We start from the raw sequence: 15,413 nt of genomic DNA on the forward strand, positions 1-15,413 counted from the left end.
CCGGAGGAGGTCGGGGTCAGGACCTGGGGAGCCGTACTCTCCGGGGCTCCAGTCCAGTGTCGTTCACAAGTGTCGATTCGTCGGAATTCCTCGGTTTGAGCTTCTGATTCGGGGGATGTTCCGACTTCGTATCCCTGTGGTCACCAGAGATTGGTGCCGAATTCATCGTCGCCGTCGGTGGTCGCCCAGTTCGAATGGAAGTGGGTGTCGAACATGGCGACCCAGGCCAGATTGAAGAAGGTGATTGCCCCGCCATAACCGTGGCCAACCACAGTACCGAGGCCACCGAACGCGCGGTTTGATTCGAGATCGACATGGGTGAGCAAGAGGTTCGAGCTCGAGACGCTGAGCCCCCCGCCCCAACCGCTCCCTCCGGCGAATCCGCCATCGCCCCCTCGTGCCTCATTGGCTTCGAAGAGGACCTCGTTGATCGTCACGAGAGCGGCAGTGGAGCTGATGCTGAGCCCCCCTCCAACCGCCAGCCCCCCCATCGAAAAGGCCCCGTTGTTCCCGCCGAGGGCCTTGTTCTCGATCAGGTCCACATGGTCCAGGTGGAAGGAGTGGTTATTCTGAATCTTCAAGCCCCCGCCAGACGCCGTGCCGCCACCGCCGAAGGTCGAGAACCCTCCGATCGCGGAGTTCGCTTCGATCAGGCTGTGAGCGATGGTCAGATGAGAGTATTCGCTGTAAGCGCCCCCTCCCCTGGCCTTCCCTCCGTTCATCCCGCCGATCGCCTCATTTCTCAACAAATTCGACGAATCGAATGTGGCTGAGGAATCGGTGAGGAAGACACCACCTCCCGAGGCCGTACCTCCAAGGTCGCCCTCACCTCCGAGAGCCTGGTTGTCACGATAGGAGGTGGAATCAGAGATGAGTTGCACCACTCCGGAGGCGTAGAGCCCGCCTCCCTTGCCATTGCCGGGATCCGCGTTGGGGACGAGGGCCGAGCCGCCCTGTGCGACGTTCTCTTGAAGGACGGAACCTCCCGTCAAGATGACGTTTTCTCCGAAAACGTAGATGCCGCCCCCGAGTCCATCACCGGCCGTCGTGTTCATCTCGATGCTTTGACCACCCTCGACGAGGTTGTTGGTGAACGTCGTATTGGAGACAAAAGTGTCTGACCCGGAGATCATCCCGCCGCCACGAGCCTCGCCACCACGAGAGCCGGCCTGTGAGCCACTGCGACCGCCGTGGGCTTCGTTCATCAGGAATGTGCTGGAGGAAATTAGTGCCGGCGATCCGAGGGAGGTCGGCACATGGAGCCCACCACCATGAGCGTCTCCGCCGTTGCCCTCCTGGGCGTCACCGCCGAGTGCCTGGTTTCCCACGAAAGAGACCGAGTCGGCGAGGAACTCGGACCCGCCCCGAATGGCTCCTCCCACCGCATTACCGCCCCGATGCGGACCGGCGAAATCGAACAGGAAGCCACGGCCACCGCTCGCCAGGTTGTCTTCGAACACGTCGTCGAGAAGTTCCAGAGTCCCGGCTGAATAGATGGCACCGCCCTGGGCCGGACCGCCGCGACCCCCCATGAGATTCTTCGCACCATCACCCCCCAGAGCGCGGTTCGAGGAGTAGGTCGATCCGACCGACGTGGCTTGCGTCAGAGGTTCGAGGAAAATCCCGCCGCCCGAGGCGTATCCGCCCCGTTCGTTTTGATTTTTCCCGAGGCTGTTTCCTCCCTCCGCGCGGTTGGAAGAGACGAGAGAATGGCTCACATGAAGCTGCCCAAGATCAGCGATATAAATGCCGCCTCCCTTCGCATCTCGCCCGAAGCCCCGCGATTCGCGTCCACCCTCACTTCCCTCGGCGGTATTGAAGGTGATCTCGCTGTCGATCACATGGAGAATCGCATCTGGTCCGCCGACGCTCGCCACTCCACCACCACGTGCGACGCCGTCGGGGTTGGTGACCGTGTTTCGGGTCAGGGAAACGTGATCGAGGGTCAACTGAGCATTGTCGCTCAGGATGCCACCACCGAGGTCCTTGGCGAACCCTCCGCTGATCCCAATGGAAGCGATGGTCACGTTGGTCGCGCCATCGATGTGGAAGACACGACTCTGGCCCATCGCGTCGACGGTCAGGAGATTCGAACCAGGCCCGAGAATCTGCAAGTCATCGGTGATTTTCATAGCTGAGCCACCGAGCTTGATGGTTCCGGTGACGCCCGGATCGAAATCGATCACGTCAGCCCCAGGAGCCAGATTGGCTTCCCAGACGGCCCAGGGGAGCGACCCCATGCCCGCGGCATCGGTATTCGTGACGGTAAAGACCGCCATGAGGGCCCGCCCCTCAAGTGATTCGACGAGAGGACGAGAACCGCGAGAGCGACGATGGGGCTTCGCGGACCAAGAGTCTTTCCCTTGTGACGAGGACCGACGTCGGAGCGTCATCATTGCTGGATTCTCCCGGCTTGGTTACAGTTCAATCACGAGGAACGGGTCCCCGACTGAAGAGGGGATCGTTGGAGGACGGGTTTAACCCCGCGCGCTGCCGGGAATTTTTTTTGCGTCCCGATTCGTTTGGTGATCCCCCCGACCTCATGGCCAACCTGTCGGCGCAGCAAACGCGATGACCATTGTCTGATTGATCTCGACGAGACGGACGCTTCAGAGGGCACGTCGATGCAATCGGAGGGATCCATCACCGTCTATCTGCAGAAGCTCCGGAAGGGGGATCGCGACGCGGCCCGCATTCTCTGGGACCGATATTTTCGTCGTCTGGTCGGTCTGGCTCGCGACAGGCTCCGGGGGTTCCCGGATGGACACGATGCTGCGGAAGATGTGGCCCTGAGTGCCTTCGACAGTGTGTATCGACGCGCGGAACTCGGTCAGTACGAACGACTCGATGATCGAGGGAACCTCTGGTCGCTCTTATTCGTTGTCACCGTTCGCAAGGCGATCGACCACGCGCGCCGAGAGATTCGACGACCCGACACGTCAGGTCGTATCCTGGGGCTGACCGATCTTGACGAGAACGACCTGGCTGGAGTTCTCGGGACTGAGCCGACCCCGGAACTGGCCGCCCAGGTGGCCGATGAGTGTCGGAGGCTGCTCGACCTGTTGCGCGATGATTCCCTGCGATCGGTCGCGTTATTGAAAATGGAAGGGTATACGAATCGGGAGATTGCCGGGCAACTCGGGGTGGTCGAGGAAACGGTCGAGCGGAAGTTGAAGCGCATCCGAAAGGCGTGGGCCTCGGAGGTGCAGCCATGAGCGAGGAGTCGTCCAAGATCGATCGAAGCTCTCTGTTGGGTGATGACCGGATCGATGAGTGTTGCGACCGCTTCGAGGCGGCCTGGCTGCGAGGGGATCGGCCAAGGATTGAAGACTATCTGAGCGAGGTTCCCGAATCGGATCGATCGAGCCTCATCCGCGAATTGCTGGTCGTCGAACTGGCCTATCGTCGTCGATCGGGGGAAGCTCCTACGTCTGAAGACTATGTGGACCGCTTTTTCGACGGAGACAGTGATACGCTCCTCGACCTCTTTCGGAACCAGGACGAGCGCGAACTGGCCCCGGATGTCGAAGCCTGGGTGGCCGCATCGGAGCCGCGCTACACGGTCCGTCAGTGGCACAATCGCGGTGGCCTTGGCGTGGTGTATCGGGCGCACGACCACGAGCTCGACCGTGAGGTCGCGCTGAAGCAAATCCGCGATCGATACGCAGACCGGGAAACCAGCCGGAAACGGTTCGAGCGCGAGGCCCGAATCACCGGGAGGTTGCAGCATCCTGGCATTGTCCCGGTCTATAGCCTCGGCCGAGACGAGCTTGGTCGGCCCTACTATGCCATGCGGTTTATCGAGGGCAAGAGCTTGAAGGAGGCGCTTGCTGACGAGTACGAGAAGCCAGGTGGACGAAGGGATCCATCGGACCGCCCGTTACGCTTGCGGGAACTGCTCGGCCGATTTCTCTCCGCCTGCGATGCGATTGCCTACGCCCACAGCCGAGGCGTGATCCATCGGGATCTCAAACCGGCAAACATCATGCTGGGCCCATTCGGTGAGACACTCGTCGTCGATTGGGGACTGGCCAAGCGAATGACCACCGAAGAAGACCTGGAAGACAGCGACGGAACGGTGACGACTCCCCTGGTTGACCAGGCATTCGACGAAACCGAAACCGGCGAGATTCTCGGGACTCCGGCCTATATGAGTCCGGAGCAAGCCACTGGACAGCCGCATCAGATCGTACCAGCCAGTGATATCTATGGGTTAGGAGCGACGCTGTACAGTCTTCTGACGGGCCGCGCGCCGGTCGAGGCTGCCTCGGCGATGGAAGCCATCGAGCGAATCGGCCAGGGACGAATCCCCAGTCCGCGATCGATCGACCCAACGGTCCCGAAAGCCCTCGACGCGATCTGCAGGAAAGCCATGGCTCTGAGGGTCGAGGACCGATACGAATCGGTGGAGGCCCTGACTGACGAACTTAATCGATGGCTGGCTGGTGAACCTGTCTCCGCCTATCGGGAAGCAGCCTGGAGTCGTGCCCACCGTTGGTTGCAACGGCATCGGACGATGGTGACGACCGTCGCGGGAATCACGTTTGCCGTGCTGGTGCTGGGCACAGGAGTTGGCATCTGGCACGCTCGTCAGGCAGCCTCCCAGCGCGTCAGGCTGGACCGTACCCTGCTGGGAGTCCGGGTTCTCTATGATCGAGCCCGAGCGTTTCCGACTGAAATGACCGGATGGGAGACCGCGCTCGCTGTTGCTCGCCGAGCACAAAGTGATGTGAGCGATCTGCCCGACTCGGGACGCGCCCGCCAGATTCGAAACCTGGCTGCGACAATTGAGGCGGCTGCCCTTGAAGCACAGAACGTTCAACGACTCCTGGATGACTTGGCTGACATCCGACTCGCTCGGGAAGCCGAAGGGCTCTCTGAGATCAACGATCGCTATGCGGCCGCCCTTCGTCGATTTGGCGCGGACATCGACTCGATGCCGTTGGAGGACCTTTCTGAACTATTCAAAGGTCGGCCTCAACAAATCACGCTGCAGATCGCTGGATTTCTCGACGACTGGAGCATTATCTGTCATCGTCTCGACTCCGACCCTGATCGGCGAACACGCTTGCTGGAACTGACGATGGCGATCGACCCGAACCCCGATCGCAATCGAATCCGTGATACGCTGAGGATTCCCCGAAAAGAGGATCGACTTGCAGAACTGCGTGAGGTGGTTGACGACACCGGACGCAATCACCTGCCGGTTCCGAGCTCACTGTTGCTGGCCGAAGCGCTGGTGGAAGTCGATGCAGATGACGAGGCCACCGTATTGTTGCGACGAACCGTCGATCGAAACCCATCGGATCTCTGGGCAAACTTTGATCTGGCGAGGCACCTGCAACATCATCATCCCTCGCGATGGGAGGAGGCGATTCGCTATTACTCGGTCGCTCGGGCGATCCGACCGGACTCGGCGCATGCGCTGGCAGACCTCCTCGCAGATCGAGGGCGGGAGGCCGAAGCAATCACCCTGTTTCAGGACCTCATCCGCCTTCGACCTGACGAACCGAGGCATCTCGGCTGCCTGGGCAGAGTGTTCAAGGCTGAGGGCCGGACTGCGGAGGCTCGCAGAACCCTCGATCGTGCGATCTCGGCCTACCGGAAGGCCCTTGATGACGCTCCCAATGATTCGAATTTGCACAATAACCTCGGGCTCGCCCTTCACGACGCTGGCCATCCGGACGAAGCCGTTGCAGCATACCTAACCGCAATGATCATGAACGCCAAGAATGGTACGGCTTCCTATAATCTAGGCCGTGCCCTGGGAACTCTTGGCCGCCATGAGGAAGCGATCCAAGCCCTTCATCAGTCTCTGGCGATCGATTCGCACAACCCAAAGGCGTGGAACCATCTTGGTATCTCTCTGGAATCGCTTGGCCGTCCTGAAGCAGCAGTCGACGCGTATCATCGAGCACTCGAACAGAACCCAGATCTCACTCCCGCTCATGTGAATCTTGGAAATGCGTTGAAATCATTGGGGAGATACGAAGAGGCGCTCGAATCCTACCAAACAGCGATCACGCTTGAACCAAACCTCTTGGCGATCCACTTCAACCAGGGCAACGTGTTGAGAGCGATGGGCCGGCACGAGTCGGCCATCGAGTCCTACGAGAGGGCGTTGACGATTGATCCCAAGTCGACCGTCACACTCGTTGGCCTTGGCAGCAGCTTGTCCCGGCTTGGAAGGACGGACGACGCACTCGAAATTTATCGAGATGCGTTGAAGATCGACCCGGAGTTGGCGGAAGCCCACTGGAACATGGGCCTCATTCTTCGCGATCAGAACGAGTTTGCCGAAGCGATTGAGTTTCTTGAGACAGGGCACCGTCTGGGTTCTATGAAGCCAGGATGGCGCATTGACTCGGCTCGATGGGTTGAGGAATGTCGTCGCTTTCTCGAACTTGACAAACAACTTCCCTCCATCCTTCGTGGGGATTGCGAACCGGAGAGTTCCTGGCTTGACGTGGCCCGGCTGTGTTCCCGGAAGTCCCTTCATGCCGCTTCGGCTCGGAGCTATCGCATCGCCTTCGATCGATCACCAGGAATGGCTGAGAATGTTTTTAATCATCATCGCTATAATGCGGCATGCACTGCTTTGTTGTGTGCAAGCGGGACAAGTAACGACACCCCTCCTCCGACTTCCGAAGAACGTGCCGAGTTGCGTCAATGGGCGATTGACTGGTTACTCGCCGATCTGGAAGCCTGGAGGCAAGGGCTTAGTGACGATCCCGAGACGTACCGAGATCGACTGATGCCCATGCTCAACCACTGGAAGGTGGACCCCGATCTCGCATCCATCCGTGGTGAGGAAGCGTTGTCGTCCCTCTCGCACGACCTCCAGGCCACCTGTCAGAAACTCTGGTTCGAGGTCGACTCCTTGCTTCGCATTACCGCAATCAAGTAGGAAAACGTCAACTTCAAAGCGTGCTGATACACTATTGGTTCAACCGGGTTCCTGGATTTCGTAAGTCGTTCGTTCGCGCGACGAGGGCCTGTGCCGATCCTTGCATGGCGGGGCCAACCGCGTGATCATGAGGGGAATTCATCGGAGACTCGGATGGCGATCGTCTCGCTTGTGTGAGTCGCTTGAGAGGCGTGATCGTCGTCCCGCGTTCGGAGGATTTCGCAGATGAGCCATTGGAGTAGGTGGTTCCTGGTTGCTCTGGTCGCTCAGTTAACGCCAGGATATTCGTTGGTCGCCTCGGATCAGATCGACCCAAGCCACGCGACGGTTCGGCAGGATGATCCGACACTCTGGTACAAGGTTCAGCTCCTCGGCCTCGAGGGCCAGGGATGGACCGAGACCAAGGCGCCGTTCGACCGGCTCCCGGCGCACGCGGAAGGAGTCGTCCGTGACCCGGTCTGGAGCTTGAGCCGTCATGCAGCAGGGCTGTGTGTCCGATTCAAAACGGACGCAGAGACGATCCGGGCCCGCTGGACTCTGACCTCAGATCGACTGGCCATGCCTCACATGCCCGCGACGGGTGTCAGTGGTCTGGACCTCTACGCCAAGCTTGACGACCAGTGGTGTTGGGTTGGTGTCGGTTTTCCCAGTGAGGTGACGAACACGGTCACGCTAGCATCGGGACTGACAGGTGAGGCTCGCGAATATCTGCTTTATTTGCCGCTCTACAACGGAGTGGCGTCAGTGGAAATTGGCTTGCCCGAAGGAGCGACTCTTGCCAAGGCGACACCGAGGGCCGAGGGTCAGGAGAAACCAATCGTTGTCTACGGGACATCGATCACCCAGGGAGGCTGTGCCTCTCGGCCGGGGATGGTTCATACAGCGATTCTCGGACGTCGGTTCAATCGTCCGGTGATCAACCTCGGCTTCTCCGGCAATGGAAAGATGGAAGCGGAACTCGCCGATCTGCTCGCCGAGCTTGATCCGGCGCTTTATGTGCTCGACTGTCTACCGAATATGGTTGCGGAAGAGATCGAAGCCCGCGTTGAGCCGTTTGTCCGGTCCCTTCGCAGTGCGCGACCCGAAACGCCGATCGTCCTGGCCGAAGACCGTACCTACACGAACGCTCGCCTCGTCGCAGGACAGTGGGAACGGAACCGATCCTCACGTGCGGCGCTTCGAGCGGCGTACGATCGCCTAGTCGCTTCAGGGGTGAAGGGGCTGACTTACTTGGCTGGCGATCCACAGCTTGGGGAGGACGGTGAGGCGACGGTCGATGGGTCGCATCCGACGGACCTCGGCTTTCTTCGGATGGCAGACGTCTTCGAGTCGGTCCTTCAGCCCCTCTTGGCGACTCCCGAGCCGGTCGAGACTTGCGAGCGCACCGCAACAGGGCCGGTCGAGGTCCCCAGGACGTTGCAAGACTCCTTTCATCCCCCTATAGCGTTTCTCGGGGACGACGGAACGTATTCCTCTCCCCTTGAATTTTCCGATGGTCGAACCGTGCAAAACGCGACGGATTGGCTGGAGCGGAGACGCGAGATTCTCTCCACCTGGCACGGGATCATGGGACAGTGGCCCGCGTTGCTCGATGAGCCAGCAACGGAAACGCTTGGGACGGAAACCCAAGAAGGCTTCGAGCAACGTCAGGTTCGGATCGAGGTCGCCCCCGAGGGTCGCACACTGGATGGCTATCTGCTGATTCCGGAGGGTGATGGACCATTCCCGGCCATGCTGGTCGTCTTCTACGAACCAGAAACCGCCATCGGCGAGGGAAACCCTGTGCTCGCATTCGCTCGGGACCTCGCGAACTCCGGCTTCGTTGCTCTCTCGCTTGGAATCGACCCGAGTGCGGTGATCCCGGAGGCGGGACGGCTCGGAGTGCAACCCCTTTCGTACCTTGCATTCATGGCCGCGAATGCCTCGAACGCGATGGCAAGGATGCCGGAGATTGACCCGGATCGGATCGGAGTCATGGGACATTCCTACGGCGGGAAGTGGGCCTTGTTTGCATCGTGCCTGCACGAGGCCTTTGCGTGTGGGGTCTGGTCGGACCCCGGGATCGTCTTCGACGAGTCGCGTCCCAACGTCAACTACTGGGAGCCGTGGTATCTGGGGTGGGAAGCCGGTCGGAACCGCTCCCGAGGCGTCATTACCCCAGAGAGTCCTCGGACCGGCGCTTATGAACAACTGGTTCGCAAAGGTCACGATCTGCATGAATTGCACGCTTTGATGGCTCCGCGACCATTCCTCGTTTCCGGAGGTTCGGAAGATCCTCCCGAGCGCTGGCGGGCGTTAAGTCACACGGTTGCGGTGAATCGGCTTCTGGGTTTCGAACACCAGGTGGCCCTGACAAACCGTCCAGGGCATCGTCCGACGGAACAATCAAACGAACAGATCATGGACTTTTTGAAATCTGTATTGAGGCCCTGAGCCACTATGGCCGGATTCATTCGCAGCGTCACGATCTCTCGGGCCACGAGGTGAAGTGTGCATCTTTACGATCCGTCTCGAATCGGGATCACGAAGTCTGGTCGACCGTTCTTCGTCTTGGTGGTTTCAGTCCTCGTGTTGGTGGGAAACGTCGCATCAGGGGCCGAGGAACGGCTGGTGATCGAAGGGCTTGATCAACCGGTTGAGGTCCTCAAGGACCGATGGGGAATCTCGCATATTTACGCCCAAACCGAACACGATCTGTTCTTCGCTCAGGGCTTCAACGCGGCGCGAGATCGGCTCTTTCAGCTCGAACTCTGGCGACGCCAGGCCACCGGCACCGTGGCTGAGATTCAGGGTCCAAAAGCGCTTCAAGGAGACATCGGCGCGCGTCTCTTGAAATTCCGAGGAGACATGACCGCGGAACTGGCCCACTATCACCCCCGAGGGGCCGAGATTATCCTGGCCTTCGTAGAGGGGATCAACGCGTACATCGACCTCACCCTCCGAGAACCATCGCGCCTTCCGCTTCCCTTCCAAATTCTGGGAATCGCTCCAGGCCACTGGACACCCGAGGTGGTTGTCTCTCGGCACAATGGACTATTTCGTAACGCTACGCAGGAGGTGCAATTTACTCAGCTTGTTCACTTGCTAGGTTCGGAGCGGGCCCGAGCATTGGTAAATCTGAAACCGGGTCTCCCTGCCTTGGTCCCAGATGAAACGATCGATACGGCCTTGTTCTCCCGAGACATCTTGCAACGGTATGCTGACTCACGCTCTGGAGTGCGGTTTGAACCCGAGGATGTTAAACCTGAATTCCGGCGGGCCGATGTGCCGGAACACCAGGAGGGACTTCCGACCACCTCATTTCTTCCAGATCTTGAGAACGATCCCGGCCTCCTAGGCAGTAACAACTGGGCTGTTGCCGGGGGCCGTACCCTTTCCGGACATCCGTTGCTGGCGAATGATCCTCACCGCTCGATGCAGATTCCTTCACTCCGGTACTGGGTGCATCTGGTCGGACCAGATTGGGATGTGATTGGAGGTGGAGAGCCTGCATTGCCAGGCATCTCAATCGGGCACAATCGTCGGGGGGCCTGGGGCCTGACCATCTTTCCGATCGATCAGGAGGATCTTTATGTTTACGAGACGAACCCCGACAACCCACTCCTGTACCGCTATCAATCCGGATGGGAGTCGATGCGCGTCCTTTCCGAGACATTCCTCGTCAAAGGGGAGGGTGAGACGACGGTTGACCTGAAATTCACGCGTCATGGTCCTGTTCTTTACGAAGACCATGAGCATCATCGGGCCTATGCGTTGCGGGCGGCCTGGCTCGAAGTTGGTACAGCCCCCTACCTGGCCAGTCTTCGAATGAATCAGGCCTCGACCTGGGAGGAATTTCGAAAGGCGTGCCGGTACTCGCTGACACCCTCGGAAAACATGGTCTGGGCCGATGTCGATGGTCACATCGGGTGGCAGTCGGTCGGATTGGCACCGATCCGGAAAGGCTGGAATGGGCTGCTGCCGGTTCCGGGAGATGGTCGTTTCGAGTGGGAAGGGTTTCTCCCGGCCGATGAGCTCCCGCATCGACTCGACCCCCCCGAAGGTTGGATCGGGTCGGCCAATCAGAACAACCTTCCTCAAGGATATTCTCATGCGCTTGGTTTTGTTTGGGCCGATCCGTTCCGATTTGCGAGAGTGTCGGAGGTGTTGAGTTCGGGCCGACTCCTCGCGCTGGGAGACATGGTTCAATTGCAGCAGGATGAACTCTCCATTCCCGCTCGCCTCCTCGTTCCTCTGCTTCGCGGACTTGAACCCAAGGACGACCGAACACGGGACGTGCTCGATCGACTCATGTCGTGGGACTTCGTCCTCGATCGAGGCTCGATCTCAGCGGCGATCTATGTGACGTGGGAGGCCCACTTGAAAGAGGCCGTCGGGCAACGGCTGATCCCTAAAGAGGTGCGATCGGTTCTCCATCCACGTTCTCTTTCGACAGAGAAACTCGTCCACTGGCTTACATCCCCCGATGGGAGACTCGGGGCTGATCCGGTTGCCGTCCGCGATGCCATTTTGATCGATGCCCTGCACCATGCCCAGGTCGAGCTGACGGAGAGATTGGGAACCCAAATGGACCAATGGCAATATGGACAAGTCGATCTGAAACACATTCAGTTGCACCATGCATTGAGCCGAGCGGTTGATAAGGCGACTCGTGCTCAACTTGATCCTGAGCCCCGTGCCAGAGGTGGAAACGCAAGTACGGTGAATAACACCTCCGATGCCGAAAACCAGGCGTCCGGTGCTTCGTTTCGGATGATTGCCGTGGTGGGCGACTGGGATCGATCGCTGGGCACGAATGCTCCGGGGCAGTCTGGCGACCCGGGAAGCTCACATTACGACGACCTGCTCGAACCGTGGTCGAAGGGACGTGTCTTTCCGGTGATCTCGTCTCGATCCGGAGTCGAGGCTGTGACCGAGGCGACCTTGCAACTTTTCCCGACTCCTGGAACGAAGCAGGCTGAATCACCTTGAACTTCTGGGAAGTTTCGCGAATTCCCGCGACCTTCCGAACGTCAGGAGAGACCCCTTCATGATGAACGCGCTGATCAGCCTTCTCTTGGTCCTTGGACTGATTCCGCTTGACTTCGATCCGACAAAGACTCCGATTCCCATAGGTCACCGTGGGCTATTGCACTATGCGCCGGAAAACTCAATGGCAGGGTTTCAGGCTTGCATCGAATTGCGGATCGGATTCGAACTCGACGTTCGACGAGCCGGAGACGGGACCCTTGTCTGTCTTCACGATGCCACCGTTGATCGTACCACCAACGGTCTCGGATCGATTGACGATCGATCGGTCCAACAACTCAAAACGCTCGATGCGGGCTCGTGGTTCGATCCTGTGTTCTCGGGAGAGACAGTCCCAACCCTTGAAGACGTGCTTTCCCTCCTAAAAGGGGATCGAGGGTCTGGAATCCTGGTCGCCGTTGACCTGAAAGTCGACGATACGTCGATGGCTGATGATGTGGTCGGGCTGGCTAGGCGGGTCGGGGTGCTCGATCGTCTTGTGTTCATTGGCCTGACAATTGAGAACCCCGACTTACGTCGTCGGATTCGTCAGGCCGATTCGAAAGCTCATCCCGCCGTTTTGTCAGAATCCCCCGAGCAATTCGAGGCTGCTTTGGTGGATCCTTGTTCGGACTGGATCTACGTTCGTGCCATTCCCTCGGCGGCTGAGATCGATCGTGCCCATGCACGTTCCAAACGCGTGTTCATTGCAGGTCCAAAGGTGGCGGGATTCGAATCGGTCAACTGGCGCGAGGCTGCTCGTTCGGGTGTAGATGCGGTGCTGACGGACTTCCCTCTCCAGTTTCGGAAGACGTTTCGGACGACTCCATGATGAGCCATCACACCACCTGCGATTGGGTCAGCCAGAAACCCCGAGCCTCGACGAGATCATCCCTGGCTCCGAGACGGAGATCCTCCTCGGTTCGACTGGTTTCAAGCTGACGCGATTCTCCCGACCGTTCCCGACATGAAAGAGGTTGTCGATGGCCGATCACCCTCCACGCATTATGCTCATCGGCGCTCATCCCGATGACGCGGACATCAAAGCTGGCGGCACAGCGGCCATGTGGACTGACCTGGGATTTGTGGTGAGAATGGTGAGCCTCTCCGATGGTCGGGCGGGACACCATGAGATGGCAGGACCGGAGTTGGTGACGCGACGGAAGGCAGAGGCTCAGGCTGCAGCGGCTCTCATTGGGGCATCGTATGAGGTTCTTGACCATCCTGATGGCGAACTCGATGACCGTCTGGAGCTTCGGCATCAGGTGATTCGACTGATTCGGTCGTTTCGTCCCGATCTGATCATCACGCATCGCACCACTGACTACCATCCTGACCATCGCGTTACTGGCTTGCTTGTGCAAGACGCTTCCTATCTCCTTACCGTTCCTGCAATCTGTCCCGACGTGCCTCACCTGAGGCAATCGCCAGTAATCCTCTCATTCTCCGACGCCTTCACCCGACCGTGTCGCTTCGAGCCGCATCTCGTGGTGAACATCGAGGAGAAACTCGATCTGATTGTGGCCATGCTGCATTGTCACCAATCGCAATTCTACGAATGGCTTCCCTACAATGCTGGTCATCCGGAGGAGGTGCCAACCGGGGAGGAGGCTCGGAAGAACTGGCTCGCCGATCGCTTTCGACAGCGCATTGCACCGCTCGCAGATCGTTATCGTGATCTGGTGATCCGTACCTATGGTGACGTCGAGGGGAAACGGGTCCGGTACATTGAGGCATTTGAGGTTTCGGAATTTGGGGCTCTGCTCGACAGAGAGGCACGAGCCAGGCTATTCCCATTTCTGCCCCGCAGTTCCGATCCAGTTGCATCTATTGACCGGAAACGATGGGTCGATCTTCCCGAAGGATCGTGAGGCGGCGTTAAAGGTGCCTTGAAACCACTTCGGCGGGCAAACACTCGTCGCACCATGCAGACTCGGTGAATTCCATGTCACGAACGAATCGGCGAAAATTCTTTGAAGAATCGATGATTGCCGCAGCAGCGGTATCGAGCCTTGCGACGGGACCTCGGGAACCTCGGCTCAGTGCTCAGCAGGCAACACCGACCACTCCCAATGACACCATTCGACATGCGGTGATTGGTTGTCGCATCCGAGGTCGGGTCCATGCCTCTCAGTTCGGGCGGCAGAATGGAGTCGAAATTGCCTATGTGTGCGATCCCGATCGGGTGCTTGCGGAGGAGCTCGCAGAGACTGTCGAGAAGGACCAAGGACGCCGTCCCATGGTAGTTCAGGACCTTCGTGTAATTTTCGACGATTCCCACGTGGACACCGTCTCGATCGCAACACCGAATCACTGGCATGCACTGGCCGCCATTTGGGCCATGCAGTCAGGAAAGCATGTTTATGTTGAAAAGCCGGTCACCCACACGGTTTGCGAGGGCCGGCGCATGGTTCAGGTAGCTCAAAAGACGGGGCGGCTCTGTCAGGCAGGAACTCAAAATCGCTCCAGTGGTGCCCTGGCTGCCGCCGCGGCCTATCTCCGAGACGGCAAACTCGGCGATGTTACGTTCGCCCGAACCATCATTTATGGCCAGCGAAGCAGCATCGGTCCGCGAGGAATTTACGAGGTACCAGAGCAGATAGACTACAACCTGTTCCTGGGTCCTGCGGCCAATGAACCCCTGACTCGCCCGAGATTGCACTACGACTGGCACTGGAACTGGAACACGGGCAACGGTGAACTCGGGAACAACAATATTCACTATATCGACATCTGTCGGTGGATCATGGGTCTCTCTGGCCTGGGAAACCTGGTGCTCAGTGTTGGTGGTAGGCTTGGTTACGAGGATGCTGGAGAAACACCGAACACTCAACTTGTTGTCCATCAGTTTGAAACGAAAACGATCGTTCAGGAAGTCCGGGGGCTGAAGACCGACCCCTTCAGTTCCATTTTCCAGGCCGGATCGATCATCCACGGTACCGAGGGTTTTCTAGCCGGATCGTCCCTATTCGACCCTGATGGAAATCTGGTTCAGACGTTTGAGGGTCCGTCAGAAAATCACTTCGTCAATTTCGTTGAGGCTGTACGCAACGGTCGACGAGAGGAATTGAACGCCGACATTCTGGAAGGCCACCTGTCGAGTGCGCTTTGCCATGTCGGCAATCTCTCGTACCGGCTCGGGACGAATAGGCCTCCTCAAGAGATCGCCGACCAGCTCGAGGATTACGGACTGCATGACGAAGTCGCCCAGACGTTTGATCGAATGGTCAACCACCTTCGAGACAACGAGATCGATCTCGACGCGACCCAACTCACACTGGGGCCGCTCCTGTCGATCGATTCCGATCAAGAGCGGTTTACGGACTCCTCAGAGGCCAACGTCCTTCTTTCTCGGGAGTATCGTACCCCGTTCGTCGTTCCAGAGGCGCATGAGCTGTGACAGCCTGAATCGGCAGTTCCGCTGAGAAACCCTCAGGGGCGATGATTGGAGGTCCTCCACTCAGTCGATCAAACCTGGTTCAAGAGACCAGGCGAACTT

At 58.9% G+C, this 15,413-nt stretch carries 8 protein-coding genes; 7 read left to right on the plus strand and 1 reads right to left on the minus strand.

From position 1 onward, the window contains the following. Positions 1 to 140: 140 nt before the first annotated feature. Complete coding sequence (locus HG800_RS11130) at positions 141 to 2,279, minus strand: hypothetical protein (protein WP_169976688.1); 2,139 nt, start codon at positions 2,277 to 2,279, stop codon at positions 141 to 143. Positions 2,280 to 2,624: 345 nt separating this feature from the next. Between HG800_RS11130 and HG800_RS11135 the strand changes: the two genes are divergently transcribed. From HG800_RS11135 to HG800_RS11165, 7 genes are all read left to right on the plus strand, one after another. Continuing rightward, positions 2,625 to 3,215 carry a sigma-70 family RNA polymerase sigma factor gene (locus tag HG800_RS11135; RefSeq protein WP_169976689.1) on the plus strand — a complete coding sequence of 197 codons (591 nt, stop codon included), beginning with the start codon at positions 2,625 to 2,627 and terminating at the stop codon, positions 3,213 to 3,215. Beyond that, the gene (locus HG800_RS11140; protein WP_169976690.1) at positions 3,212 to 6,907 is read left to right on the plus strand and encodes a tetratricopeptide repeat protein; all 3,696 of its coding nucleotides are present in this window, start codon (positions 3,212 to 3,214) and stop codon (positions 6,905 to 6,907) included. Before HG800_RS11135 ends, HG800_RS11140 begins: the two co-directional genes overlap by 4 nt. 225 nt (positions 6,908 to 7,132) lie before the next feature. Next, positions 7,133 to 9,340, plus strand: coding sequence for an SGNH/GDSL hydrolase family protein (locus HG800_RS11145; RefSeq protein ID WP_169976691.1), 2,208 nt, complete (start codon positions 7,133 to 7,135; stop codon positions 9,338 to 9,340). Between the two features lie 57 nt (positions 9,341 to 9,397). Then, a complete protein-coding gene (locus HG800_RS11150) occupies positions 9,398 to 11,878 on the plus strand; it encodes a penicillin acylase family protein (RefSeq protein WP_206352215.1) in 2,481 nt (826 codons plus the stop codon). A 58-nt stretch (positions 11,879 to 11,936) separates the two neighbouring features. After that, positions 11,937 to 12,746, plus strand: coding sequence for a glycerophosphodiester phosphodiesterase (locus tag HG800_RS11155; RefSeq protein WP_169976692.1), 810 nt, complete (start codon positions 11,937 to 11,939; stop codon positions 12,744 to 12,746). 151 nt (positions 12,747 to 12,897) lie between these two features. Continuing rightward, positions 12,898 to 13,785 carry a PIG-L deacetylase family protein gene (locus HG800_RS11160; RefSeq protein ID WP_169976693.1) on the plus strand — a complete coding sequence of 296 codons (888 nt, stop codon included), beginning with the start codon at positions 12,898 to 12,900 and terminating at the stop codon, positions 13,783 to 13,785. Between the two features lie 113 nt (positions 13,786 to 13,898). Continuing rightward, positions 13,899 to 15,314, plus strand: coding sequence for a Gfo/Idh/MocA family protein (locus HG800_RS11165; protein WP_169976694.1), 1,416 nt, complete (start codon positions 13,899 to 13,901; stop codon positions 15,312 to 15,314). Positions 15,315 to 15,413 lie beyond the last annotated feature (99 nt).

It is taken from the genome of Tautonia rosea (assembly GCF_012958305.1).
In the GTDB taxonomy this organism is placed as follows: Bacteria; Planctomycetota; Planctomycetia; order Isosphaerales; family Isosphaeraceae; genus Tautonia; species Tautonia rosea.